This window comes from Enterococcus saigonensis (assembly GCF_011397115.1).
Classification (GTDB): domain Bacteria; phylum Bacillota; class Bacilli; order Lactobacillales; family Enterococcaceae; genus Enterococcus_C; species Enterococcus_C saigonensis.
Map to the genome: position 1 here is coordinate 72889 of NZ_AP022822.1, position 24442 is coordinate 97330.

General features: G+C 34.7%; 26 protein-coding genes. 20 read left to right on the forward strand and 6 right to left on the reverse strand.

What is annotated here, in order from left to right:
• The first annotated feature begins 16 nt into the window (after positions 1-16).
• A complete protein-coding gene (locus tag EsVE80_RS00310; RefSeq protein WP_232061229.1) occupies positions 17-1933 on the forward strand; it encodes a BglG family transcription antiterminator in 1917 nt (638 codons plus the stop codon).
• Complete coding sequence (locus EsVE80_RS00315) at positions 1926-2555, forward strand: YczE/YyaS/YitT family protein (RefSeq protein WP_173101944.1); 630 nt, start codon at positions 1926-1928, stop codon at positions 2553-2555. Before EsVE80_RS00310 ends, EsVE80_RS00315 begins: the two co-directional genes overlap by 8 nt.
• Before the next feature lie 69 nt (positions 2556-2624).
• Here the strand turns inward: EsVE80_RS00315 and EsVE80_RS00320 are convergent, their stop codons facing one another.
• Positions 2625-4010, reverse strand: coding sequence for a M24 family metallopeptidase (locus EsVE80_RS00320; protein ID WP_173101945.1), 1386 nt, complete (start codon positions 4008-4010; stop codon positions 2625-2627).
• A 219-nt stretch (positions 4011-4229) separates the two neighbouring features.
• Here EsVE80_RS00320 and EsVE80_RS00325 point away from each other — a divergent pair, with 219 nt between their 5' ends.
• Positions 4230-4700: a DUF2975 domain-containing protein gene (locus EsVE80_RS00325; RefSeq protein ID WP_173101946.1), complete on the forward strand. Its 471-nt coding sequence runs from the start codon at positions 4230-4232 to the stop codon at positions 4698-4700.
• 11 nt (positions 4701-4711) lie between these two features.
• Positions 4712-4915 (forward strand): helix-turn-helix domain-containing protein, encoded by a 204-nt coding sequence (locus EsVE80_RS00330; protein WP_173101947.1) that lies wholly within the window; start codon positions 4712-4714, stop codon positions 4913-4915.
• A 43-nt stretch (positions 4916-4958) separates the two neighbouring features.
• Here the strand turns inward: EsVE80_RS00330 and EsVE80_RS00335 are convergent, their stop codons facing one another.
• Both EsVE80_RS00335 and EsVE80_RS00340 read right to left on the reverse strand, forming a co-directional pair.
• A complete protein-coding gene (locus tag EsVE80_RS00335) occupies positions 4959-5195 on the reverse strand; it encodes a hypothetical protein (protein ID WP_173101948.1) in 237 nt (78 codons plus the stop codon).
• 141 nt (positions 5196-5336) lie between these two features.
• Positions 5337-5993 carry a Crp/Fnr family transcriptional regulator gene (locus EsVE80_RS00340; RefSeq protein WP_173101949.1) on the reverse strand — a complete coding sequence of 219 codons (657 nt, stop codon included), beginning with the start codon at positions 5991-5993 and terminating at the stop codon, positions 5337-5339.
• Between the two features lie 225 nt (positions 5994-6218).
• On the opposite strand from EsVE80_RS00340, the gene EsVE80_RS00345 reads away from it, so the two are divergent.
• From EsVE80_RS00345 to EsVE80_RS00380, 8 genes are all read left to right on the forward strand, one after another.
• Positions 6219-6539, forward strand: coding sequence for a hypothetical protein (locus EsVE80_RS00345; RefSeq protein WP_173101950.1), 321 nt, complete (start codon positions 6219-6221; stop codon positions 6537-6539).
• Positions 6540-6672: 133 nt separating this feature from the next.
• Positions 6673-7887: an MFS transporter gene (locus EsVE80_RS00350; RefSeq protein WP_173101951.1), complete on the forward strand. Its 1215-nt coding sequence runs from the start codon at positions 6673-6675 to the stop codon at positions 7885-7887.
• A gap of 19 nt (positions 7888-7906) precedes the next feature.
• Positions 7907-8074, forward strand: a complete 168-nt coding sequence (locus tag EsVE80_RS00355; protein ID WP_173101952.1) for a hypothetical protein — start codon at positions 7907-7909, stop codon at positions 8072-8074.
• A 583-nt stretch (positions 8075-8657) separates the two neighbouring features.
• On the forward strand, positions 8658-9848 hold the full coding sequence (locus tag EsVE80_RS00360) for an IS256-like element ISLgar5 family transposase (RefSeq protein ID WP_002299749.1): 1191 nt from the start codon (positions 8658-8660) through the stop codon (positions 9846-9848).
• Positions 9849-10230: 382 nt separating this feature from the next.
• Positions 10231-10569 carry a DUF1289 domain-containing protein gene (locus EsVE80_RS00365; protein ID WP_173101953.1) on the forward strand — a complete coding sequence of 113 codons (339 nt, stop codon included), beginning with the start codon at positions 10231-10233 and terminating at the stop codon, positions 10567-10569.
• The gene (locus EsVE80_RS00370) at positions 10566-11039 is read left to right on the forward strand and encodes a ThiF family adenylyltransferase (protein WP_173101954.1); all 474 of its coding nucleotides are present in this window, start codon (positions 10566-10568) and stop codon (positions 11037-11039) included. The genes EsVE80_RS00365 and EsVE80_RS00370 overlap by 4 nt, the downstream gene beginning before the upstream one ends.
• 60 nt (positions 11040-11099) lie before the next feature.
• Positions 11100-12080, forward strand: a complete 981-nt coding sequence (locus EsVE80_RS00375) for a hypothetical protein (RefSeq protein WP_232061231.1) — start codon at positions 11100-11102, stop codon at positions 12078-12080.
• Positions 12073-13668 carry an ATP-binding cassette domain-containing protein gene (locus EsVE80_RS00380; RefSeq protein ID WP_173101956.1) on the forward strand — a complete coding sequence of 532 codons (1596 nt, stop codon included), beginning with the start codon at positions 12073-12075 and terminating at the stop codon, positions 13666-13668. Before EsVE80_RS00375 ends, EsVE80_RS00380 begins: the two co-directional genes overlap by 8 nt.
• Before the next feature lie 167 nt (positions 13669-13835).
• Here EsVE80_RS00380 and EsVE80_RS00385 read toward each other — a convergent pair whose 3' ends face one another.
• Both EsVE80_RS00385 and EsVE80_RS00390 read right to left on the reverse strand, forming a co-directional pair.
• Positions 13836-14942: a permease prefix domain 1-containing protein gene (locus EsVE80_RS00385; protein ID WP_173101957.1), complete on the reverse strand. Its 1107-nt coding sequence runs from the start codon at positions 14940-14942 to the stop codon at positions 13836-13838.
• A gap of 241 nt (positions 14943-15183) precedes the next feature.
• Positions 15184-15510, reverse strand: coding sequence for a PadR family transcriptional regulator (locus tag EsVE80_RS00390; protein ID WP_173101958.1), 327 nt, complete (start codon positions 15508-15510; stop codon positions 15184-15186).
• A 274-nt stretch (positions 15511-15784) separates the two neighbouring features.
• On the opposite strand from EsVE80_RS00390, the gene EsVE80_RS00395 reads away from it, so the two are divergent.
• Positions 15785-16273, forward strand: coding sequence for a hypothetical protein (locus tag EsVE80_RS00395; protein WP_173101959.1), 489 nt, complete (start codon positions 15785-15787; stop codon positions 16271-16273).
• A 47-nt stretch (positions 16274-16320) separates the two neighbouring features.
• A complete protein-coding gene (locus tag EsVE80_RS00400; RefSeq protein WP_173101960.1) occupies positions 16321-17613 on the forward strand; it encodes an adenylosuccinate synthase in 1293 nt (430 codons plus the stop codon).
• Positions 17614-17735: 122 nt separating this feature from the next.
• Here the strand turns inward: EsVE80_RS00400 and EsVE80_RS00405 are convergent, their stop codons facing one another.
• Positions 17736-18437, reverse strand: a complete 702-nt coding sequence (locus tag EsVE80_RS00405; protein ID WP_173101961.1) for a GntR family transcriptional regulator — start codon at positions 18435-18437, stop codon at positions 17736-17738.
• Positions 18438-18607: 170 nt separating this feature from the next.
• Here EsVE80_RS00405 and EsVE80_RS00410 point away from each other — a divergent pair, with 170 nt between their 5' ends.
• The 6 genes from EsVE80_RS00410 to EsVE80_RS00435 are packed head-to-tail and all read left to right on the forward strand — an operon-like array spanning position 18608 to position 24368.
• Positions 18608-20380: a glycoside hydrolase family 35 protein gene (locus EsVE80_RS00410; RefSeq protein WP_173101962.1), complete on the forward strand. Its 1773-nt coding sequence runs from the start codon at positions 18608-18610 to the stop codon at positions 20378-20380.
• Positions 20380-20868, forward strand: coding sequence for a PTS system mannose/fructose/N-acetylgalactosamine-transporter subunit IIB (locus tag EsVE80_RS00415; RefSeq protein ID WP_173101963.1), 489 nt, complete (start codon positions 20380-20382; stop codon positions 20866-20868). Before EsVE80_RS00410 ends, EsVE80_RS00415 begins: the two co-directional genes overlap by 1 nt.
• Entirely contained in the window at positions 20868-21680 is an 813-nt protein-coding gene (locus EsVE80_RS00420; protein WP_173101964.1) for a PTS mannose/fructose/sorbose/N-acetylgalactosamine transporter subunit IIC, read from the forward strand. Before EsVE80_RS00415 ends, EsVE80_RS00420 begins: the two co-directional genes overlap by 1 nt.
• On the forward strand, positions 21670-22476 hold the full coding sequence (locus EsVE80_RS00425) for a PTS system mannose/fructose/sorbose family transporter subunit IID (RefSeq protein WP_173101965.1): 807 nt from the start codon (positions 21670-21672) through the stop codon (positions 22474-22476). Before EsVE80_RS00420 ends, EsVE80_RS00425 begins: the two co-directional genes overlap by 11 nt.
• 9 nt (positions 22477-22485) lie before the next feature.
• Positions 22486-23952: an arylsulfatase gene (locus EsVE80_RS00430; RefSeq protein WP_173101966.1), complete on the forward strand. Its 1467-nt coding sequence runs from the start codon at positions 22486-22488 to the stop codon at positions 23950-23952.
• The gene (locus EsVE80_RS00435; RefSeq protein WP_173101967.1) at positions 23949-24368 is read left to right on the forward strand and encodes a PTS sugar transporter subunit IIA; all 420 of its coding nucleotides are present in this window, start codon (positions 23949-23951) and stop codon (positions 24366-24368) included. Before EsVE80_RS00430 ends, EsVE80_RS00435 begins: the two co-directional genes overlap by 4 nt.
• The last annotated feature ends 74 nt before the right edge of the window (positions 24369-24442 follow it).

Consider the following 24442-nt stretch of genomic DNA (forward strand, 5'->3'; position numbering starts at 1 on the left):
GTAAACGCTATGGGAGATGAAAAAAGTGGCCACCAAAAGACAAAAAGAGATGATTGCATACCTTACAAAAAATCAGCAGCGTTGGGTGACTGCAGGCGAACTAGCAGAATTTTGCGGTTGTACTACTCGAACAATTCGCAATCAAGTAGCCCAAATTAATGAAACAGAGCAGCAAATCCTTTCAAGCAGTCAAGGCTATCGGATCGATACAAATATGAAGATACGTCATAGAAAGCATAATGATATAAATGAAGACCGTAAAGCGCAATTGTTTTTACTGTTGCTCAAAAGTACAGTTGCGGGAATTGACCTGTATGATTTGGCGGATACACTATACGTTTCTGAATCGACGTTGAAAAATGATATTCAGATTTTGCGCCAGGAGATACAAACTAAAAATTTAAAGTTGAGTATTAGAGAAAATACAATTCGGCTAATTGGATCAGAACGAGACAAAAGACGTTACATGATTTCGTTACTCTACAATGAAGGAGATTACCAAGAAAAGTTGAAATACCATATTCAAGATATGATTGGTGAAATCTCGTTGGCAGATTTAGAGCAAAGAGTTCGAGACGTCTTAGCTCTACATAAGATAAAAATTAATCAATATTCTATGAATAATATTGTTTTACACTTTGCTATTAGTATTGAGCGTATCCGACAAGGAAATGATTTAAAATTAGTGAAGAACTCACTTTTGAAAGAGGATTCCAGTGAATATCAACTGAGTAAAGAAATTACGGATATTCTCTCCCATTTTTATCAAATTGTCTTCTCTGATTCTGAGATACAACAGCTAGCTTTACTTTTTGTTGGATTGCAAAATGAGTTTTTAGCTAACCATAAAGAAAGTTCATTATCTGAATTTGTTGATTTTCGTTTTATAGAAACACTTCAAGAAGTGCTAAAAGAAGTTAAAGAAACGTATCTTATTGATTTACAAGATGAAGCTTTTTTTAATAAATTGGCTATCCATTTGCAAAGTTTGTATAATCGTTCTCAATATGAACATTTTACACGTAATAGTAGTCTTCTAGACATTAAAACTGCCTACCCGTTAACCTACGATATAGCCGTTTATATTTCAATGTTGTTGCAAGAAAAACTTGCCATTTGGTTTAACGATGATGAGATTTCCTTTATTGCACTGCATATAGGGGCCTATCTAGAAAGCAAAAAAGACAGTGGACCTACGCTAAGGGTCTTGGTAGATGTGAATGATTATCATGATTTTGAAACAACAAATATTAAAAATTTACGGAACACTTTAGGCGAAGATATCGCAATTATTGAAGTAAAAGACCGAGTAAGGGAAATTAAAGAATGTGATGTTTATTTAACTTCTGATCATGAAAAAGCGACAGAGACGAATGGGGCAGTTTGTGTTCATCCAATTTTGACCCGAAAAGATTTAGAAAAAGTGCAAAAACGCGTTGCAGCTAAGAAAAAAAGTTGTTGGCGTAAAAAAATGTTTCAGTTAATTGATCGTTTTGTTGTGGAAGATCTTTATTTTGGGCAATTTGATCCAGTAGATAGTATGCCAAAAGATATTCGCAAAAAAATGTTTCAAAAAATGCTCCATGCAAATTACGTTGGTGAAGAATTTGCTGCTACGATGGAAAAAAGAGAAGAAATGTCGCCAACAAGCTTTCCTTCTGGCATCGCCGTTCCACATTCCATTGAACAAAACGCTCAAAAAAGTGCTATTTCTGTGATGACACTGCAAGAAAATATACGATGGTGTGAGTATTCGGTCGAAATGGTAGCATTGGTTGCAATTGCCCAAGAAGAAAGCAAAGAGTTTAATGATTTTTTTGAAACTTTTATTGCAATTGTTTCAGAACCAATCAATGTCAAATTACTAGCAGATACAGATAATTTCACGGAATTTATTTTAAAATTGAAAACGTTGGTGGAAGCAGATGAATAATATTGTAAAGCGCCTTATTATTGTTTGTACCGGGACAATTATCGCAGGTTTTGGTGTTCAGTTCATTGTAGCCGCAAATATGGGGTCTGATTCTGTCAGTACTTTGATATTGGGATTATTACAGCACACGAGTATTCCCTTTGGACGTTGGAGCCAGTTGATAAGTTTAACATTTTTACTTAGTACTTTTGTATATAAAAGAGAAATATTGGGTATAGGTAGCGTTATTAATACGTTTTTATTTGGTGAGGCGATTTCTTTTTTAGCCCAATTTATTCAATTTGAGGCGAATCGTTCTTTTGGCTTGAACTTTAGCTACTTGATAGTGGGGTTTACTTTAATGGCTTTAGGGACAGCAATCTATTTGCAAGCAGATTTAGGAGCAGGACCAGTTGAAGGTATTATGCTTTGTCTTTGCGATAAATTAAATTTCCCGCTGAAATACAGTCGTATTTTAATTGATTTTACGATTGTTTTTGTTGGCTTTTTATTAGGTGGGTCATTAGGCGTGGGTACATTGCTAGCAGTTTTTGCTTTGGGTCCGATGATAGCTGGATTTATCTATTTTTTAGAAGTAATTACTGAGAAAATTATGCTTTCTTTACAACTAACAAAAGAATAATTTTCAAAAAAAAAATAAACCCAACAGATTTAGACTTAATGCGCTAATTTGTTGAGTTTATTTTTTCTGCTATTCTTTCACAAAAGCCAGATCTTTGGCTAAGAAAAATGGTGTGTAAAAGGCAACGCCACTAGATAATGGCAAGACGTGGTCTGGTAAAGCAATATTGAGTGTTTGGCGAATGTATTCTTGGCGAGCTTTTATGCGTTTCCAAACAGTTGGATAATTTGCCGCTAATTCTTGGCGCAATCTGCTGTCGGCTAAGGCAATCCCATTTTCACAACTAGCGCCAGCAAAACCTGATACAGCTGGAATAATATCAATTTGCAGGAGCATACCAGAGGTGAGTGCTACTGGTGAATTTTCTTTGACAGGAGATGATAACCACTCTTCGTCAGCAGTTAAGTGTCCTGGGTTTAAGTGCCAGTGATAGGTCGCTTTTGGCAAGACATCTTCAATTATTTGATACAGTTGCCCACCAGTCATCCCCAATTCAATTTTTTCCAACCACGTAATCACGGCATTAAAATAAGGCTTTGCGACTTTTTCTAAATAATCTTTTTGTCCATTTGGCAATTCTTCAATCGAGGAAACAACATAGCCGCTACGACTAGCTAACCCACCTTTGAATCCTGTTGTTAGTGACATTTTGTCCCCTAATTGAATTTTTTTGTCAGTTGGGGAAATAAAAGCGTGAGAAAAACGCTCGCCGGTAGCTGCGATGGGCATAACATTGGGTGTTTGCCCGTAACGGGTCAAATGAGTACCGATTTCCATTTCAGTTTTGTCAATCGCAACAGCATCCAGAGCATTTAAAACGCAGTCAGAAGCTAAACTTGAGCCAAATTCGTAATAAGCAATTTCGTTGGCGTTATTGGTTATACGAGCACCATAAGAAGGATGGATAAAAATATCAGATCGGTTTTCAATTGTACTCTTAGGAGCGGCAGCTTGAATGGCGGCAACGATAAAATGCGGCACATCAAAAATTTTGCGATTATTTTCATTCGTTGTCGTAAACATTTTCCAACCTATAAGGCCGATAGTTTGTTTTGCTGCTGTGATGTTTGCCGCTTGTAATACCGTTGTTAGATTTTTTTCACCTGCCATAGGTTGGTCGGGTAATGAAAATTGTGGATAATGCAGCAGGGTGGCAGGTATGCGGCTATAGTGATGCATCTTCAGATTTTCATTGCCGGAAATAAAAAAAGCGGTGCCATCTTGATGTAAAACAAATAGGCTTTCTTCAAAACGAGTGACAAAACCGGTTAGGTAAGAAAAATTTCCACCATGTTCTAAGTCACAATAAATAATCAGGCTATCGATATTTTCAGTACGCATATTTTCAAGCACTTTTTTTCTTCTTTCAATCATGGTGGCATCTGTTAATTGATGAATGTGTGCTTGGTTATCTTTTTGAGGCGGTGTAACTTTTTTTAATTTAATTTCTGCCATGAGAACCCTCTTTTCTTGCTTAGTTATTTTTAGTAGCTAAAGCTAGTATAGCATAGGACAAATCGCGTTATCTGATCTGAATCGACAGATGGGTAAAAAAATGCAATTTCGTTTTAAAAAGTAAAAAACGTTATCTGTTTATCGAATAACGATAAATTTATATTGACTATCAATGTTACACTGTTTATAATCAAGCCATCAATAGTTGAGGTGAAAATTATGAAACGAAAGATTAATTTTTTTAAAGGTGTCATTTTCTTGCTTGTGATGAGTATATTATTTTTAGTTTTTTTAGTGGCGACGCAAATTTTTACGGCAGAAAAAATAGTGTGGGATGGGCCATTAATTGTCTTTATGGTCGCAGTTACCGCAACGACGATTTTTGGTTTGGCAGCTTTGTATAAGCTTTATCTAGCGGTCCAATTAATTGGTGATAATCAAGCTTTTTCAATGAAAATATTGCCAATAGTCCATCGCATGAGTCACTTGCTTTTGGGAATGGCTTGTTCATTTTGTGGTATTTTACCTTTTGTTTATCAAGGAGCACAGATAGAAGATGCACCAGGGCTTGTTATTTTAGGCTTAATTTTAGTCAGTTTGCCTTTTGCCCTATTTGTTTTTGCACAAATTGTTGAAGAGCTGTTTAAACAAGCTGTTGCCTTGCAAAAGGAACAGGATTTAACGGTATAGGAGGAAAGTGAATGGCAATTGAGGTCAATTTAGATGTGATGTTGGCAAAACGCAAGATGAGTGTCACCGAACTTTCTGAAAAAGTAGGTATTACAATGGCGAATATCTCGATTTTAAAAAATGGAAAAGCCAAAGCAATTCGCTTTTCAACGTTGGAAAAAATTTGTGAGGTATTAGATTGTCAGCCCGGAGATATCTTCTGGTATGAAAAATAAAAAAGAAAGTCCGCAGCTAAAAAGTTGCAAAGGACTTCCTTTTTTAATGCAGTATCGTATAGAGGCCATAACAGACTAAGCTAAGACCCACAATAAAATCGATAAAAAAAGCATATTTATTTTGCATATTTAAGTTATTTCCCATGTTTTCCCTTTTCGCAACGAGAATGCGAGTATCTGGCGCAAAAAAATGCCCTGTTTTTTCTTTGCGCTTTAGTAAGGTGGGAATGCTAAACAATGGATACAGTAAAATCAGTATCCCCAAAGCTAAGATCATCATAGTTTCAATCTCCTTAGTAATAAATCTCTTATTTAGTCTAGCATAAGTTAGGAGTAGATAATAGCAACAAAAAGATGCTTATCTTAAGCTAAAATCCGTTACAAGAAGAGTTTAAGCTGTTCTTGTAACGGATTTTTTGTATTAAAAAATAATATTATCTTTTATAATTTCGAGATTTAAAATTAAAATTTTACGCTTTTTAATCGTGATGGCGCCCATGTCTTTTAGCTGTTGCATCATGCGGTTGACGCTACTGGCTGAGGCAATCCCACAAAAATGTGCGATTTCTTCGTTGGTGACGATAAAATCGATCAATATGCCCTCAGGTGTTTTTACACCAAATGTGTCGTATAACTCATAAATTTGAGTACAAACAGCTCCGAACTTGCCATTCATTAACATTTGTTGCATTCGTTTCATAGAATGCAACAGGCGCACGCGATAATAATCTTTGACAAAAAGTTGTAAATCTAAATTTTGATTGATGTCTTTCCAAAACTGTACACGGTCAATTTGATACAATTCTGCTTGACAAGATTCTACCCGAATATTAAAAGGGGCATCAATAAATTGAGAATATTCATCTTTTAACAAGGAAACAATTTCCAAACTATTGATGTAGCGCAAGTTAAATTCTCTTCCATCGCGAGAAATGACACTCGTTTTGATAATTCCATTTTTTAAAATGTAAACATTTGAGTCTTGAATCCCTTCATAAGTCAAATATTTTTTCTTTTCTTTCACGACCACCGGAAAATCATGAGCTTTTAAATAGTCCGCTAACACCCGATTATCCATCCAAGTAAACGCTCCTTACCCTCTTTTTACGTAACTTTCATATATTTTCAGAAAAAAACAGTTAGCATTATTTAAACTGATAAAAGACAGAAAAACAATAACAAATGTTAATATTGTTTGTTTTTATAAAATCTTTTTAACTTTTTTCTATCACAAAATCACATTTTTTCTTTTTTATCTCTCGCTATACTAAGCCAGACAGAGAAAAGAAAGAAGGAAATTTTCATGGAAGAATGGAAAGACATGATTTTGGAGCGCCTAGATGCCGCTTACAAAGCCCGATTTGAAAAAGATCAGGCACTTATTTTCTTAAATGACGCCTATCAGGATGCCCTATTTTGGAAAATGCAAGTAAGTAACAGTGATAGGCAAGACTTTACTGCATTTATGCAAGAATTTATGGAGATTCGGGATTTGTTTATCGGTCTATTAGTCGACCGTTATCCTTCTAATTATCATGAAGTAAAAGTCAAACTAGAACATTTAAGAACGGGTAATGATGTTGCAATAAAATTTTTTCCAAATGCAAGCACATCTCTTGCTTAACTAGTTTATTTTTACTGACAGCTTAACACTTCAAAACAGGAACGTTACAAGGTGTAAGTGGAGTAAAAAAATCTGTCTGTTTTGCCAAATTGTTATAACCCTGAAAGAAGGGAAATTTTTAGGAGGAGAATCATTGGAACACACGGAAGAAAAATTGTTTAATAAAGGTTTTATCAGTATTACCCTCATTAATTTTGTCGTTTATTTGGTGTATTATTTGCTAGTCGTTATTATGGCGGTAATTGCACAAGATAATTTGCACGCGACCTTGGGACAGGCTGGATTAGCAACGGGTATTTATATTTTGGGAACATTAGTCGCCCGTTTGATTATCGGAAAAACATTGGAGCTTTTGGGGCGTAAAGCAGTCCTGCGTTATGGGGCATTATTTTATTTGGTAACCATGATTGCCTACCTCTACATGCCCACTATTGGCATGATGTATTTGATTCGCCTCTTGAATGGCTTTGCTTATGGAACTGTTTCGACCGCGACCAATGCGATTGTGACAGCGTATATTCCAAAATCAAAGTATGGTGAAGGGATTAATTATTACGGACTTTCAACGAGTTTAGCTGCGGCTATTGGTCCTTTAATTGGGATGGTCTTATTAAATACAACAAACTTTTATTTTATTATTATTTTTTCAATTGTGCTTATTTTACTAACAACAATTGCCTGTTTTGCCTTTCCAGTTCAAAATATTGTATTAACACCAGAACACAAAGAACAATTGGCAAAATGGACATTTGATAGTTTTGTAGAGAAGAAAGTGGTTTTCATTTCCTTTATCGCCTTTTTGATGGGCTTAGCGTATTCAAGTGTTTTGGCATTTTTGTCTTCTTATGCAAAAGCAATTGATTTAGTGGGAGCCAGTTCATTGTTTTTTGTTATCTATGCGTTAGTGATCACCTTTACCCGTCCGATGTCTGGTAAAATCTTTGACTTGCGTGGGGAAAACTATGTCATGTACCCAAGTTATTTATTTTTAACTGGTGGCTTGTTTTTATTAAGCGTTACAAACGCTGGCTGGATGTTGCTGCTGGCAGGGGCATTCATTGGTTTGGGTTACGGTACATTCATGTCAAATGGTCAGGCAATTTGTTTGAAAGCAAGTGAAGATCATCGCATCGGCATTGCCTTATCTACCTATTTTATCGGCCTTGATCTAGGACTTGGCATTGGTCCTTTTATTTTAGGAGAATTGCGAAGTGTATTGTCTTTCCAAGGCCTTTATTTGGTCGCAGGTTTCTTACCAGTAGCCTGTGCCATTTTGTACGGTATTTTTTACCGTGTGAAATTAAGTGAAAAAGAAAAATCAGAAAATTTAACTTTTGAAGAAGAATAAACGATGACGGAGGAAGAAAATGAATAACGAACAAATTACTACTTTATTAAAACAAGTATTGGTGAAATTGGAAGAAACGGATCATCGTTTGGATGAAATTAAGGCGCAAGAAGCGCTACAAATACAAAATACGGAGAAATATCTTTGTGCCATTCAAGAAGTGATTCAAAACAATAATGTCATGTAGCAAATTCGTGAGATGAGTACCGAGTTATAGATAACACAATTAACGGTTGTAACAGAAACGGGACAGCTTAAAGAAATTTCGACTTATTTAAGAAGGCGCTACTGAAATACCGTTTATTTGTAAAAGAATAGGATAAGTTTTTGTCACACCACGAATTATAAATAAAGACAGTTGCAAGCTAAGCTGTTTCCTTTTTCGACTTTTAGTTAAAAGAGGAAATTGAAGCTACCCTTGCAACTGTTTTTTACTAACTTTTTTGTATGCATTTCCTATAACGGATCATGTCGCTATTTTCCAGTTTAAATATTTTGATCAAGTGATTTCTAATTTGTGAAATAGTTCTCAAATAAGTCACTTGCTATAAATATTTATCCGTGTGAAGTTCGTGTGTTTATAGTTTTTGTTCAACCAAAAACTAACGTAAATATATCCTAATAAGTTATGAATATTATTTAGTTATGTATATCTGTACGATATAAGTTGAAAACGGAGAGTGTAAAATATTTTGTGTAAATAGAAAAAAGGAAGTCCCTTCTGTAGAATAGAGTTACCACAACACATTCACAGAAGAGAGGACTTCCCTATGAACGATTTTACTACAGAAATTCTAAAGACTCTAGCGAACAAAGGCGATTTGAATGAATTATTCCGTGTCCATTTGGAGAAAGCAGTCAATACGCTTCTCAAAACGGAGTTAACGGCTTTCCTAGATTACGAAAAGTATGATCGCATTGGTTTTAACACGGGTAATTCTCGTAACGGCTCCTATGACCGTACGGTCAAGACCGAGTATGGGGAACTTCATCTCCAGATTCCGCGCGACCGCAATGGTGAGTTCAAGCAACAGACTGTTCCTGCTTATAGACGGACGAATGACACGTTAGAGGAGACCGTCATTCACCTCTTCCGAAAAGGTATTACCATGTCGGAAATCGCAGACTTGATTGAGAAAATGTATGGGCATTACTACACGCCCCAAACCATGTCCAATATAACAAAATCATTTACAGAAGAGGTAACGGCGTTTAAAGGGCGGGAGCTTCATGACCGTTATGCTGCTATTTATATGGACGCAACGTATATTCCGTTAAAGCGGAAAACCGTCGCCAAGGAAGCTATTCATATCGCAGTTGGCATTCGCCCGGACGGATCAAAGGAAGTATTGAGCTATGCGATTGCACCGACTGAATCCATCACGATTTGGGAGGAAATTTTATTGGACCTTCAAGAGCGCGGTTTGAAAAATGTCCTCCTGTTCATCACGGATGGCTTAAAGGGGATGGTAGGAGCGATTAGTCGGTTCTATCCCAAAGCTCGTTTTCAACATTGTTGTGTACACGTTTCCCGTAATATCAGTCACAAAGTGCGTGTCGATGATCGTAAGGAAGTCTGTGATGATTTTAAAATGGTGTATCAAGCCTCATCTAAAGAGGTGGCGTTGGAAGCACGTGGTGCTTTTGCGGAAAAATGGAAAACCAGCTATCCAAAAGTGGTTGAATCGATTCTTTCGAACGATCACTTGCTCACTTTCTATGATTTCCCCTTGGCCATACGCAAGAGTATTTATTCTACGAACTTGATTGAATCCTTTAATAAGCAAATCAAGAAATACAGCCACCGCAAGGAACAGTTCCAAAACGAAGAGTCGATGGAACGTTTCTTAGTCTCGTCTTTTGATACTTACAACCAAAAATTCCTAGGTCGCAGTCATAAAGGCTTTCAACAGGCCGAAGGCGAACTTGAACAAATGCTAAGCCAACTGATTGAGAATTAGAAACAATCTGCAGTAGGGAAGAATCATTTACACAAAATTATTGACGCTCCCTGAAAACGGGTTATTGCTATAAACTTTATGACTTAGAATTATTTAACTACAGAAACTACAACGTAAGTATCGTCATTTTGCTCTTCAACTAGAATTTTTTCTTCAATAATAGACATAGCTCTCACCTCCTTATAATAGAAAAGAATTACTTAAATACTGAGACTGCTACATAAGTATCTCCGTTCTGTTCGTCAACAGATGCTTTTTCTTCAATTATTAACATAATTACATTCCCCCTTTTCTATTTGTTGTGTATATTGTATACTTAAAAAAAGAAAATATCGAATATTTATACACAATGTTTTTTCTTTTTAAAATAAGGAGTGATAAGATGAAGAATGTATTTAGGTTGAAAACAGAACTATATTGGATTCTAAAGGAAGATTATATTGAATTTTTTGGAAAAAATGACGAGCCTAATAGAAAGCTATGTACAGATGATATCGAAGGGGTATTTGACTTTTTAGAGTATATTTCAGAAGGAAGGACTAACGAGGAAATTGCTAGCTATAATTCATTAAGTAACGAAGAAAAAATGAAGATAATTGAATATTTAGAAAAAATAAATATGCAATTTGGATGGAGGATCACTCAATTGGCAGATCCGAAGCATTCATTAATTCTATTCCCAATGTTAACTTTCAAGATTATAAAGAAAAAATTGAAATGACAAATATATTAATTATCGGAGTGGGTACTGCTACTAGTTATGTATTAGAAATACTTTCAAAATTGGATATTAAAAAATTCACATTAATTGATGGTGACCAAGTTGAAAAGCGAAATTTAGAGGTCCAAAACTATTCTAATGATGACATAGGAAATTATAAAGTTAGAAGTTTGGAAAAAAAATATGGAAGACATATGGAATTAAAGATATTTACCCAATATGTACAGTCTATATATGAATTGGAATTGTTGGTAGAGCTTAATGACTATGATTATATTATTAATGGGGCAGATCAAATTTCATTGATGATAGGATTAATAGAAGCAAAAATCAAGCAAAAATTTAACGGGATCTTAATTGAAGGTGGATATGGAGTATTAAATCAAAATATATACATGATTGACAACATTGAGTCAGCCTTGGAAATTCAAAGAAGTTTGAAAGAATTTTCTTCTGGCAATAAAAGATGAATTGTAGATAATAATGGTTCAATTTTCAATTCTATATTCAGTGCATTCTCCATATCAAAATTGATTTTTGACAAAATTTTAAGTATTAATGATACTAAAATTGCATTTGGAGATTTTTTACAAAATAGATATTTCATTGGTGGTAAATATGAAAAAATCATGTATGAAGATTTTTCGGATAGTATTCAAAATAATATGAATTATAAGCGCAAAGTAAATAACAAAACTGAACATTGGATTCCTAAAATTAATAAAAGAAATGTACTTTCCATTCATCCAAACTACGATGTTACTTCAAGTCTCTCTGCGGTTGAAAAAGAATTTTTATTAAGAAAAGGTAGAAATGATTTTATCCAGATAGCAGAATTTAAACAAGAAAAATTAGTTATTAGTAGCTTGTCTCTTACTGAAGACAATGAGCAAAAAATCATAAACAGATTCTTTTCATTTATATTAGAGAATTTTGGAGAAGATATACATAATCGTGTGGCTTCAGTTCATAAAAACGGCATAATAACGGAGCAAAGCTTGAATAGAAAGCAACAAAATAAGACGATATTTATTCGAGATCAATGGATAATATTTAATACACAATACAGCAGTGACTTTGAACGAATTATAGGAGAAATTCATGAACTGTTACATATAGTATTTTGGGATATAACGAATGATCCTTATGAACATGAAAGATTCGTAATGGAATGGGAACTAAGATTTTTTGAAGTAAATAACGTGAAAGGAACGATTTCACATGAGTTATGTAAATATTATTTGAAGACAAAAATGATTTTATTTGTTAAAAATTATGCAATTTCTCACTATGAAAAAGCTGTTATTACGGACACCCTACCAAGATTTCAAATTGATTTTAATGATTTGACAAAGTATCGTTTAGATAGTTTTGTTAAGGTTTTAAATCAGCAAATACATTTCGAAAAGCCATTCTATTTATTGAAATATCTCCAATCTTTTGAACGAAATCAGTATTATTTTGAAAAAATTTTGAATGAAGAACTTTCTTGGGAGGGAAACGATGAATAAATATTTGAAAATATATTGGAAGCAAAATCTAATATTGACTCTTATAATTACTTTTGGTGCGTGTAGTCAAATATTAGCTGGAGTTATGAATGCCCGGGCATTTAACGCGCTAATATCATTGAATTTAGAAGACTTTTTACAATCGATGTTAATTATATTTTCATTGTTGTCTTTTTATATCATATCATTATTAATAAGAATTCCCTATGAGGCAAAAGTAATTCAAATGATGTCAATAAAAACACGTGAAGACATTACCAAATCTTTTGAAAAAATGACGTATCAAAATTATCATAATTATAAAGCCGGAACCTTTGTTTCATGGTTGACGAATGATATTTCAACAATTGAGCAGAATGGTTATACTAACCTATACGCGTTGTTAACTTTAATTATTGAGATGGTCTTAGCCGCAATAGCACTTATGTTCTTTCATTGGAGTATAATTCTTTTTTCTATTGTCGTTTCTGTGGTGACGATTTTTTTACCTAAGTTGGTACAAAAAAACGTAAATATCGCTATGAGCGCATTATCAAAAGAACAAGAAAATTTTGTTATTTCAGTTACAAGTGTAATTAAGGGCTTTGATACACTATTTGCTTATAATTTACTATCAGTCTTAACTCAAAAAGTTTTAAAAGCATCAGATACTTTAGCAGATAAAAAAATTAAGCAGATGAAATCACTCACGTATAGTGCGATTTTAGGAGCTAGTGGAAATGTAATAGGACAAGTAGGAGTGCTTATCCTAACGGGTATTCTAGCTTTTCAAAGAGTAGTGTCCATAGGGGCAATAACTGCTACAGAATCGTTAAGCAATAAGATTTTTAATGGTTTGGGGAATATTACAAATATTATCGTTGAGATGAAGACGGTACAGCCTATATTTGAAAAATTTGAACAACTTACTGTAGATAATAACCCAAAAGAATCTTTTGTAATAAAAAATGAGGAAATAAAAATAGAAATTTTGAATTATAATTATGGAAAATCATTACTTTGGCGAAATTTATCCTATATTTTTAAATCTGGCGGTAAGTACGCAATAATAGGAGCTAGCGGTAGTGGAAAAACAACACTTCTTAATATATTAAATGGGAAACTTTCAGATTATATGGGTTCTGTGACTGTTTATGGAAATGAATTGAAGACAGTAAATAACAAACAAATCAGAGATGAAATTATATACTTGGATCAAACACCGTATATGTTTGAGGGGACTATACAAGAAAATATTGAATTGGGTCAACCTTTTTTTGATGAGGATTTGTGGACTGCGTTAAAAGATGCTGGGTTAAAAGAATATGTAAAGTCATTACCAGATGGCTTAAATACGGATATCGGTGAAGATGGGAGAAATCTTTCAGGAGGACAAAAACAACGATTAGCATTAGCTCGCGGTTTAATCAGAGGCAAGAAAATAGTTCTTCTCGATGAAGGAACCTCAAGCCTAGATAAGCATAACGCCATAGAAATTGAAAGGAACCTTATAGAGAATCAAGATATTACCCTCATCATGGTTACTCATAATATCCGCGAAGGTATTCGAGAAAATCTTACGGGAATTTTAGATTTAAATTCAATGTAGGTTAAGCTTATGATACCATCTAACCCAATTTATTCGGGCTAATTTTCTATCAATTTCCTTGTTTACGAGGATTATCTTAACAAAAAAACTTTCTAGCAAAGCGGAGTACATTACCCATTTGCTAGAAAGTTTTTATTGTTTAAACGATTGGCATCTTTTTAGTGGTTTTACCGTTTATTTTTGAAATACTTTAAGATACTATCTTGCAAAATTCCGGCAACGACAAAAATTAACCAAGAATAACCCCATCCATTAAAAGCAAAAGACCAGATAAAATAAAGGACAACTACCGCTGGCCAATAAACAGTAGAAAAAATACCAACAATGGGTGCATTCTTCCCATAAATATGTTGACGAGCATTTGGACCGGGTTCATCTTCATCGGAAACAAAGATAGGACCGTTATCAAAACGCTTGTAGTAGGCTTGGACGATACTCCCATAAATAATTAGAAAAGCACCTAAGCCGGCGGTAATTAAAAATAAGGCAATACCAAAATTTTCATTGTATTGAAAAATAAAAATCGGAACAAAAGAGACAATACATAGGAAAATGCCAACGATTAAAGAAAAACTGAAGCTTTTTTGGTACTGTTGGGCGTACATTTTCCCTGTTGCACGGACTTCTTTGGCGATGGGGCGATCATCCAATTCTTTATGGCTGTGACTAAATTTCATTCCTCCGGTAATAAGCATAACGACCCCTACTGCGACGAGTAAAAAGAAACTGGCTAAACTAAGACCATCAGCCCCATTACCAGCCAAAAAGATAAGGGAAGCAATTGCCACAACACAAAGTAAGACACCACTGGCAATAAAAAGGGCGAATTGGCGAATCATGCGCCAATAATCCTCTGCCTCTGCTAATGTAATCGGCTTTGCATAGGAAATTTGCTCCTCTTTTGACAGGTATTCATCCATCTCATCTTCCTGACTGTCAAAATTTTCATGATTTGCACGCCAAGCAGCTTTGGAAAAATCTTCTTCATCAAAATTAAAATCATCATCCAGAAAATCTTGTTCTTGCCTTGTTTGTTTCCTCGAGCCACTATTTGGCACAGCGCGCTGAACACCTAGTTCTTCAAGTAATTCATCAATTGAGCCAAACTCGGTAATAACGGCTCCGATTGCTTCGTGTTCATTTTTTCCCTCAGCGATTAATTCGTGATAGTGATCTTCCATCAATGCCAATAAATCTTCTTTGGCTTTTTTTGTTTCCGGGGTGATGGGGACATTCAAAAACAAACTATCTAAATATTCCGCGATAATTTTCATTTTTATTCCTCCTTGTGTGTTTGTTGCTAGTCTTTTGTTGGTAAGTAAACTGTTCACGGCAACGTAATTGTTTTTGACGTAGCGGGATTTTTTATTCAGACGAACAACAAGATACGCGTTTTAAATCCAAGCTGTTTAAATACTAGTTAAGTGTAAAATCAAAAAATCGTTTATTTTCAACGAAACTTGAATAGCTTTCATAATCTTGGTTGTTGGGAGCAGCAGATAGACCAAAAATAAATTACGTGTCGATTAAAAAGCGATCTACGACTTTTTTAGTCTGTTCCCATTCGGCAATTTTTTCTGCCAAAGCGTTTTTTCCGGCTTCGGTAATGGCATAGTAGGTCCGTTTTTTTCCATGAGTAACTTCACCTGGATAAGAAGTAATCAGACCTTGTTTTCCTAAACGGGTAAAGGCAGAATAAAGGGTTGTTTCTTTGATGACATAGATTTCATCAGTGCGTTCTTTAATTTCTTTTGAAATCGCATAACCATAGGAATCACCTTCAGCCAAAATAGTTAAAATAATCGCGTCGTTGTATCCACGAATGCCATCACTTGAAATCATTGTGTCACCACCTTTTAAATTACTTCATCTGTCGTAATAATAATAGCATGTTTACTACGACAGATGAAGTAAAAAAAATGAATTTTATAAAAATCAGTCGCAAGTCTGATTTTCCTTTGACAAACAGCGTGTTTTTTTCGTTGTTATAGTGAGAGATAACTTGGCAAGGTACTGTACTATATTAAGATGTTTTGCGTAATAGTTATTACGCAAAACAAATTACAAGATTTTTTAATAAAATGAAATTGCGTAAAAGAAAGGAGTCACAAAACAGATGGATATTCCTTTTTCTGATAAACAAGTCTTTTGTCTAAGTGCTAAAAACCTAACCAAATACATTAAAACGTATTACAAAGACGATAACTTTGATGAAATTATTTATGTGCAGTTATTGAAATGCTTTCAACTACGAGAATGTTTAGCAAAAACGATAGAATTTCCCCGCGCTTGTTTTGCAGTAGAGTTGGCAGAAATTTATGCCCACGCGAAATGGAATCTTTGGCAACTTAAATTTTTTTATGATTTAAAGCATTTTTTTGCGCGCCAAGATTGGCTGATGTTGATGAAATGTTATAGGGTAAAAGTGAAGCAATTGGGTTTAGCTGTGTTAAATTATTTGAAGCTAACGCAAAGTAATTTCAGTAGTGCAAAGCAAGTTTTAACAGGCAGATTTTTTATTGTTCAATTTAATGTTCGTGTTTTAGTCGATTTAAAGAATAAATTAAAATCATTATTCGATAATAAGTTGAATAATTCCAGTTAACCTGATACAATAGTTCAGGATTGAATAAAAGAAAATGAGGTGTTCGTATGTCATCAGTAGTAGTTGTGGGGACACAATGGGGCGACGAAGGAAAAGGAAAGATCACTGACTTTTTAAGTGAAAATGCAGAAGTTATCGCACGTTATCAAGGTGGCGATAATGCTGGACACACAATCAAATTTGATGGTGTGACATATAAATTACATTTAATTCCCTCAGGTATTTTTTATCGGGAAAAAATCAGTGTAATCGGTAACGGTGTCGTTGTGAACCCGAAATCATTGGTGCAAGAACTGGCTTATTTAAAAGAACACGGTGTTGCTACTGACAATTTACGCATTTCAGATCGCGCCCACGTTATTTTGCCTTACCATATCAAATTAGACCAATTGCAAGAAGATGCAAAAGGGGATAATAAAATCGGGACAACAATTAAAGGTATCGGTCCAGCTTATATGGATAAAGCAGCACGGGTTGGGATTCGGATTGCAGATTTATTAGATAAAGAAATTTTTGAAGAACGCTTACGGATCAACTTAGAAGATAAAAACCGTCAATTTACTAAAATGTTCGACAGTGAAGCGATGGATTTTGCGGATATTTTTGAAGAATATTATGCCTATGGGCAAGAAATTAAAAAATATGTGACCGATACTTCGGTTATTCTAAACGATGCGCTAGATGCAGGTAAACGCGTGCTATTTGAAGGTGCACAAGGGGTTATGTTAGATATTGACCAAGGAACATACCCATTTGTAACGTCATCAAATCCTGTTGCCGGTGGTGTAACGATTGGTTCTGGGGTTGGTCCTTCAAAAATCAATAAAGTTGTTGGGGTCTGCAAAGCGTATACTTCTCGTGTGGGCGACGGTCCATTCCCAACAGAATTATTTGATGAAACTGGGGAACAAATTCGTGAAGTTGGTCGCGAATACGGCACGACTACTGGCCGTCCACGACGGGTAGGTTGGTTTGATTCTGTCGTGATGCGTCACAGTAAACGTGTTTCAGGGATTACCAACTTATCATTGAACTCTATTGATGTTTTAAGTGGCCTTGAAACTGTGAAAATTTGTACAGCTTACGAGTTGGACGGTGAATTAATTTACCATTATCCTGCAAGTTTGAAAGAATTAAACCGCTGTAAGCCAGTATATGAGGAATTACCAGGCTGGTCTGAAGATATTACAAACTGCAAAGATTTAAGCGAATTACCAGAAAATGCCCGCAATTATGTGCGTCGTATTTCTGAGTTAGTTGGCGTACGTATCTCAACATTTTCTGTTGGACCAGACCGTAACCAAACAAATATTTTGGAAAGTGTCTGGGCACAGATTTAAGTTCTTTTAATAAAAAAGACATCCGCTCTTGAATCAAGGGGTGGATGTCTTTTTTTCTTTTTAAATAGCGTATTTTTATCATCGTCTGAGTGCAAAACTTTGTACAGAGATATAAATCTTTTTTATAAAGAATCAATCTTACTGCAATAATAATCCCATCTTTTGTAAGATTGTATAAATTCAACCGGTTTTCCGTTTTCTAAAAAAGTAGTACGTTCAACGAAACTTGTAGGACTTTTATCATCAATACATAGTAATTGTGCCATAGGATTAGGCGTTGGAAAACATATTTTGTAATATTCTACTGAAGGGGCTGTAGTCAAATGCAAACCATAATCTTCTCGCATTTTGTCGTAGATTGAAATAAATCGTTCGGGATGTTTAACGTCATCTTCACTTATATAGCGAGAGGAAAGATAAGAATATTGCAAGAAAAAAGGGACACCATTACTTTTTCGTAGTCTTTCAAAGCGATAGATAGTTTCTGTATCTGAAACACTTAGAATAGATTTTATTCGATTATCGCTTGATTTTGAAATAGAAATAACTTCAACTGATGTTTCTTGATCTGGAAACAGCTCGATGTCTGTGAAGTGGACTGTTTGTCCCAATTTTCCTTTAGAAACAAAACGGCCTTTTCCTTGAATGCTAAATAAATAACCCTCATTTACTAATTCTTTTAAAGCGCGAATGACAGTTATTGAACTCACATTATACATTTTAGTTAATTCAGATTCAGAATAAAATTGGTCACCAGGTTCGAATTCTCCAAGACGTATTTTTTGGAGCAAATCATTTTTTATTTTCAAATATTTAGGTTGCATGAGCTTCTATCTCCTGAAAGCAAGTTATTTTATTTATATAGTATGCACTTAGTATATTAAGATTATAACATATTTTTGTACAAGGTACATTATTTTATTTTTTTATATTGTAAACGTTTCATCTAAATGTTATTATCTTAATATATTAAGATGAGAAGTAAGGAGAGAATATGAATTCTATTGAAATAAAACAAGACTTTATCATAAATGAAAAAAAGACAAAAATTATCTCAGGAGCTGTACATTATTTCAGAATTGTAGAAGAATACTGGGGATACGCGCTGGATTGCTTAAAAGAAGTTGGGTGTAATACGGTAGAAACATATATTCCATGGAATTATCATGAGATGTATGAAGGAGATTTTGATTTTGAATCTTATGGGCATGACCTGATAAAGTTCATCAAAGAAGCGGAAAAGCGAAATCTATTTGTCATTTTGAGACCCTCACCTTATATTTGTGCAGAATGGGAATTTGGCGGATTACCATTTTGGTTATTAGAAAAAAATTGTAAAATCCGTAGTAGTGATCCGTTATTTATTGAATATGTAGAAAGATATTTTGACATTCTACTGCCAAAATTAAAAGAATACCAATGGACAGAAAATGGACCTGTAATCATGATGCAATTAGAAAATGAATATGGTTCATATGGAAACGACAAAGAGTATTTATCTGAAATTTTACGCATTATGAAAAAATATATCGACGTACCAATTTTCACATCCGATGGATCGTGGAAAGAGGCTTTAACTGCAGGATCGTTGCTAGAAAAGAGTGTTTTTCCTACGGGAAATTTCGGATCAAATGCGATTAAAAATGTAAAAAATTTAGTTGAATTTATGGAAGAAAATAAGATTGAAGCGCCTATTATGTGTATGGAATTTTGGGATGGCTGGTTTAATCGTTGGGATGAAGAAATTATTCGCAGAGACCCTCAGGAGTTAAAAAGCGCAGTAGAGGAAATGTACAATCTGGGAAGTTTAAATCTTTATATGTTCCAAGGGGGAACAAACTTTGGTTTTATGAATGGTTGCTCAGCGCGGGGTACCAATGATTTACATCAGATTACATCATATGACTACGATGCTGTTTTAACAGAATGGGGTGATAAAACAGAAAAATTTCATTTACTTCAGTCGTTATTTTCAAATGAAGTAAAAAGTGAAGTTACTAAAAGTCACACCAAAAAAGCATTTAAGCGTGTTAAATATATAGGCGCAGCATCCTTGTTTGAAAACCTTGAAACTGTTAGTCGAGTTTCAAAAAATAAATGGCCGCTATCTATGGAGAAGTTAGGTCAAGGGTACGGTTACATCGCTTATAAGTCTAATATCGGGCCAAAAAGACATTTAGAGAAAGTCCGAGTGATTGAAGCAAGTGACCGGGCTAAAATTTATGTGAATAATAAAGAAATAGCTACGCAGTATAAAAAAGAGATTGGCACGGAATTATCCGTAGACTTATCACGTGAAGAAGATAATGAGCTAATAATTCTTATGGAAAATATGGGGCGTGTAAATTATGGTTCTAAATTATTAGCTCCTACACAACGAAAAGGAATTCGTGGTGGCGTTATGTTGGATTTACACTTCCATTCAGAATGGACACATTATTGTATTGACGTAGAAAAATCAACTCAATTAAATTACGAAAATTTCACAGGAATAGGTCCTTCTTTTTACAAATTTGAATTATTTGTGGATGAACCAGCAGATACGTTTGTCGATTGTCGGGGATGGGGCAAAGGCTGTTTATTAGTAAATGGATTTAATTTAGGGCGTTTTTGGGAAGTGGGACCAACTGGTTATTTATATTTACCAGCTCCACTTTTAAAAGCGGGTGTAAATGAAATCATAGTATTTGAAACAGAAGGAAAATTCAATAATGAATTGAAATTCTCAAAAGAGCCAATTTATATTGAGATAGGAGAGAAGAGATAATGGGAATTGAAAATGTGCGAATTGATGAAAGACTGATCCATGGACAGGTGGCAAATATGTGGACAAATTATTTGCAGGCAACACGTATTATGGTAGTGGACAATGAGGCAGCAAAAAGTGATATAGCAAAATCTTCATTAAAATTAGCTACTCCAGCTGGTGTTGCATTAAGTGTCTTGTCTATAGATAAGGCAGCTGCCAATATCAATAGTGGTCGTTATAATCAACAACGAGTTTTTCTTATCGTTAAAAAGCCAGAAACATTATTGGACTTAGTAAAACTTGGTGTGCATTTACCTACTATTACAGTTGGAAATATGTCAAAAAAAGAAGGTACAAAACAGCTCACTAAATCTGTACATGTCAGCAAAACAGATGTAGAGGCCTTAAAAGAAGTACAAAAAACGACCGAAATAGTGGTACAGATGGTACCAAATGAGACAAAATACACTCTTGATGAACTTTTACTTAAGGAGGGAGCCGTATAATGGAATTATCAGTAGTTCAGCTGATTCTCTTAGTATCGCTCGCCTATTTTACTGGAATTGATCCTTTGTTTGCGATGCTTCAAACGAATAAACCTATTATTGCAGGAATGTTTGCAGGGCTTATTATGGGAGATTTGAAGACAGGTCTTTTAGTTGGAGCAACGCTCCAATTAATGGTATTAGGAGTTGGAACTTATGGGGGAGCTTCTATCCCTGATTTTGCTTCCGGTGCAATTATCGGTACTGTTTTTGGTGTTTTAAGTGGGAAAGGACTTGAATTTGCGATTGGCTTATCTGTACCGGTGGGATTGATGTTAGTACAGTTAGATGTTTTAGCGCGTTTTGTAACAGTTTTCTTCTTACATCGCATTGAAAAACATGTCGAAGAAGATAATATTAAAGCAATCAATAGAGAAGCGCTCTTAAGTACAATCCCTTTTGGTCTATCTCGAGCGTTACCTGTAGGATTGGCCTTAATTTTTGGCGATAGTTTAGTGAAAACGATTGTTGATTTTGCTCCAGATTGGTTAATGGGCGGTCTGAAAATCGCCGGGGGAGTTTTACCTGTGGTAGGTATTGCTATTTTATTACGTTATTTACCAGTGAAAAAATTTTTCCCATTCCTTTTAATTGGCTTTTTTACTGCGGCATATCTAAAAGTCCCTATGATGGGAGCAGCTATTTTAGGGGCAGCGATGGCCTTGATTTATTACAAAGTTATCTCTGTACCAAAAACACAGCAAGTAGTAACTACTGGATCTCAAGTAGCACAAACTAACTTTGAAGTAGGAGATGACGAAGATGAGCTTTGAAACTACAAAGAAATTATCAAAAAAAGATTTGCAAAGAGTTAATTGGCGATATTTACTAGCAGGCCAAATTGGTTGGAACTACGAAAGAATGATGAGTATCGCTTATACGCGTGCGTTATTGCCAGCTTTAGAAAAATTATATCCCGATAAAAGCGAAAGAAAAGAAATGTTGCAAACACAACTTCAATTTTTTAATACTGGTCCGCATTTAGCAACTTTGATTATGGGAATAGATTTGGCGATAGAAGAAGACGAAGGAATAAAATCTAAAGATACGATTATTGGGTTAAAAACAGGATTGATGGGACCTTTTGCTGCAATTGGTGATTCTTTATTTGGCGCAATTATTCCTACTATCATGGGATCAGTTGCTGCTTATATGGGACTAGAAGGTAGTCCAATTGGTGCCGTTTTATGGCTGATTTTAAGTATTGCTATTGTATTTTTGCGCTACCCGTTATTATTTATTGGCTACAAACAAGGTACAAAATTAGTATCATCCATGAGCAATACATTAAAAGCAATTACAGAATCTGCAACTTTATTAGGGATTACTGTTGTGGGCGCACTAATTCCTACAGTAGTTAATGCTAAAATGCCACTGGAGTATAAATCTGGCGATGTTGTCTTAAAAATGCAAGATATGTTAGATCAAATTTTGCCTGCAATGATTCCTGTTTTGTTAGTGGCACTTGCGTATTGGTTATTGGGCTTAAAGAAAATGAATTCCACACGTGTCATTTGGTTTATGATGATTCTTTCCATTGTTTTGTATAATTTACACTTACTAGGATAGGTGAAAGAAATGAAAAAGAAACCTAATATTATATTGATGATGGTTGATCAAATGAGATTTGATGCCTTGGGAGCAAATGGGAATAGTATCATTTCCACCCCCAATTTAGATATGATGGCAGAACAAGGCTATAATTTCGAAAATGCTTACACTGCTGTTCCAAGTTGCATTCCATCTCGGGCTGCTTTAATGACGGGATTATCACAAGCACATCACGGAAGAGTGGGGTATGAAGATAAAATTCCTTGGACGTATGAAAAAACCTTAGGATCAGAATTTACCAATTTAGGTTATCAAACAGAAGTAATAGGGAAAATGCATGTTTATCCTGAAAGAAATCGTATGGGATTTGAACATGTAGAATTACATGATGGCTATTTACATGCTGCGAGGAAGTATGATAATCCTTTTGGTACCCAATTTGAAAATACAGATGATTATTTATCTTGGTTTAAAGAACATAAGGGAAATACTGTAGATCTAATGGACAATGGTTTAGATTGTAATTCATGGGTAGCTCGTCCTTGGATGTATGAAGAAGAACTTCATCCAACAAACTGGGTAGTTACTAAGTCGATTGATTTTTTAAAGCGGCATGATCCAACGGTTCCATTTTTCTTGAAAATGTCATTTACAAGACCACATTCACCTCTAGACCCCCCAGCGTATTATTTTGATATGTATATGAATTTATTAAAGGATATGCCAGAAATTCATGTAGGCGAGTGGGCGAAAAATATTGGCTTGGATGAAAAATATTCGACAATTGCTACGAAGGGGCACTATAAAAAACACGAATTGGATAGAATGCGAGCAGGCTATTATGGTGCGATAACACATATTGATCATCAGATTGGACGGTTTTTAATAGCGTTGAAGGAACATAGAATGGATAAGGATACTATTATTTTATTTCTATCTGATCATGGAGATCAGCTTGGCGAACATCATTTATTTCGCAAAGCTTATCCCTACCAAGGAAGTATTCACATTCCTTTCATTGTGTATGATCCGGCAAATATTCTAGAAGGAAAAAAACACAAAATTGCTGAATTAGTGGAATTACAAGATGTTTTTCCATCATTGATAGATTTTGCTACATCTTCAAAAGTTGAGGGGATTGATGGTATGAGTGTAAAACCAATGCTGTCAGATAGCGCTATTAAGCTAAGATCTTATATTCATGGGGAGCACAGTTTTGGTAAAGACTCAAGTCAGTATATTTTGACAAAAGACTGGAAATATATCTGGTTTCCAGTTAGAGGCGAAGAACAGTTATTTCATTTGAAAGAAGACCCGCATGAGAAATGGGACGTTAGTGAATTAGAGCCAAATAAAACTAGCAAATTTCGGGATATTCTTATCCATGAGTTAAAAGACAGAGAAGAGGGGTTTGTAGAAGATAATCATTTGGTCAAATTACATGAGACCATACTTTCACTTTCTTTTCTAAAAAATGAAGGGGGAGTATCATGACAAAAATACTAATTACTGGACATGGGAATTTTGCTTCTGGATTGGTATCAAACTTGAGCCTAATTGCAGGAGAAAACTCAGAATTAATCGCATTAGACTATAATGGGATGGATTCACTGGAAAATTTTAGTGAGAAAATGAATCAAAAAGTATCTCAATTAGGAGAAAGAGTATTTATCTTAACGGATATTAAAGGCGGTACACCGTTTAACGTAGCATATCATCTTAAAGCAAGTAATCCTGATAATATTCTACTTTTTGCCGGCGTGAATACTCCCGTTGTTTTAGAGATTTTAGTTCATAATTTTGATGGAAAATCAGAAGAAGAAGTTTACCAACAATTACAACGTCCGGAATTATTTTTAACTCGTGCAGAATTTAAAAATATAGTGGATATTGAAGATGAGATAGATTAATAAAAAACTTCATAACACTTATGGAAATAAGTGTTATGAAGTTTTTTTACGTTGGTAAGGAACCTTGAATTATA

What these genes read in the sequence shown, in the direction of transcription:
- EsVE80_RS00310 (WP_232061229.1), top strand. Translation starts at nt 17, where the DNA reads ATGAAAAAAGTGGCCACCAAAAGACAAAAAGAGATGATTGCATACCTT.
- EsVE80_RS00315 (WP_173101944.1), top strand. Translation starts at nt 1,926, where the DNA reads ATGAATAATATTGTAAAGCGCCTTATTATTGTTTGTACCGGGACAATT.
- EsVE80_RS00320 (WP_173101945.1), bottom strand. Translation starts at nt 4,010, where the DNA reads ATGGCAGAAATTAAATTAAAAAAAGTTACACCGCCTCAAAAAGATAAC.
- EsVE80_RS00325 (WP_173101946.1), top strand. Translation starts at nt 4,230, where the DNA reads ATGAAACGAAAGATTAATTTTTTTAAAGGTGTCATTTTCTTGCTTGTG.
- EsVE80_RS00330 (WP_173101947.1), top strand. Translation starts at nt 4,712, where the DNA reads ATGGCAATTGAGGTCAATTTAGATGTGATGTTGGCAAAACGCAAGATG.
- EsVE80_RS00335 (WP_173101948.1), bottom strand. Translation starts at nt 5,195, where the DNA reads ATGATGATCTTAGCTTTGGGGATACTGATTTTACTGTATCCATTGTTT.
- EsVE80_RS00340 (WP_173101949.1), bottom strand. Translation starts at nt 5,993, where the DNA reads ATGGATAATCGGGTGTTAGCGGACTATTTAAAAGCTCATGATTTTCCG.
- EsVE80_RS00345 (WP_173101950.1), top strand. Translation starts at nt 6,219, where the DNA reads ATGGAAGAATGGAAAGACATGATTTTGGAGCGCCTAGATGCCGCTTAC.
- EsVE80_RS00355 (WP_173101952.1), top strand. Translation starts at nt 7,907, where the DNA reads ATGAATAACGAACAAATTACTACTTTATTAAAACAAGTATTGGTGAAA.
- EsVE80_RS00360 (WP_002299749.1), top strand. Translation starts at nt 8,658, where the DNA reads ATGAACGATTTTACTACAGAAATTCTAAAGACTCTAGCGAACAAAGGC.
- EsVE80_RS00365 (WP_173101953.1), top strand. Translation starts at nt 10,231, where the DNA reads ATGAAGAATGTATTTAGGTTGAAAACAGAACTATATTGGATTCTAAAG.
- EsVE80_RS00370 (WP_173101954.1), top strand. Translation starts at nt 10,566, where the DNA reads ATGACAAATATATTAATTATCGGAGTGGGTACTGCTACTAGTTATGTA.
- EsVE80_RS00380 (WP_173101956.1), top strand. Translation starts at nt 12,073, where the DNA reads ATGAATAAATATTTGAAAATATATTGGAAGCAAAATCTAATATTGACT.
- EsVE80_RS00385 (WP_173101957.1), bottom strand. Translation starts at nt 14,942, where the DNA reads ATGAAAATTATCGCGGAATATTTAGATAGTTTGTTTTTGAATGTCCCC.
- EsVE80_RS00390 (WP_173101958.1), bottom strand. Translation starts at nt 15,510, where the DNA reads ATGATTTCAAGTGATGGCATTCGTGGATACAACGACGCGATTATTTTA.
- EsVE80_RS00395 (WP_173101959.1), top strand. Translation starts at nt 15,785, where the DNA reads ATGGATATTCCTTTTTCTGATAAACAAGTCTTTTGTCTAAGTGCTAAA.
- EsVE80_RS00400 (WP_173101960.1), top strand. Translation starts at nt 16,321, where the DNA reads ATGTCATCAGTAGTAGTTGTGGGGACACAATGGGGCGACGAAGGAAAA.
- EsVE80_RS00405 (WP_173101961.1), bottom strand. Translation starts at nt 18,437, where the DNA reads ATGCAACCTAAATATTTGAAAATAAAAAATGATTTGCTCCAAAAAATA.
- EsVE80_RS00410 (WP_173101962.1), top strand. Translation starts at nt 18,608, where the DNA reads ATGAATTCTATTGAAATAAAACAAGACTTTATCATAAATGAAAAAAAG.
- EsVE80_RS00415 (WP_173101963.1), top strand. Translation starts at nt 20,380, where the DNA reads ATGGGAATTGAAAATGTGCGAATTGATGAAAGACTGATCCATGGACAG.
- EsVE80_RS00420 (WP_173101964.1), top strand. Translation starts at nt 20,868, where the DNA reads ATGGAATTATCAGTAGTTCAGCTGATTCTCTTAGTATCGCTCGCCTAT.
- EsVE80_RS00425 (WP_173101965.1), top strand. Translation starts at nt 21,670, where the DNA reads ATGAGCTTTGAAACTACAAAGAAATTATCAAAAAAAGATTTGCAAAGA.
- EsVE80_RS00430 (WP_173101966.1), top strand. Translation starts at nt 22,486, where the DNA reads ATGAAAAAGAAACCTAATATTATATTGATGATGGTTGATCAAATGAGA.
- EsVE80_RS00435 (WP_173101967.1), top strand. Translation starts at nt 23,949, where the DNA reads ATGACAAAAATACTAATTACTGGACATGGGAATTTTGCTTCTGGATTG.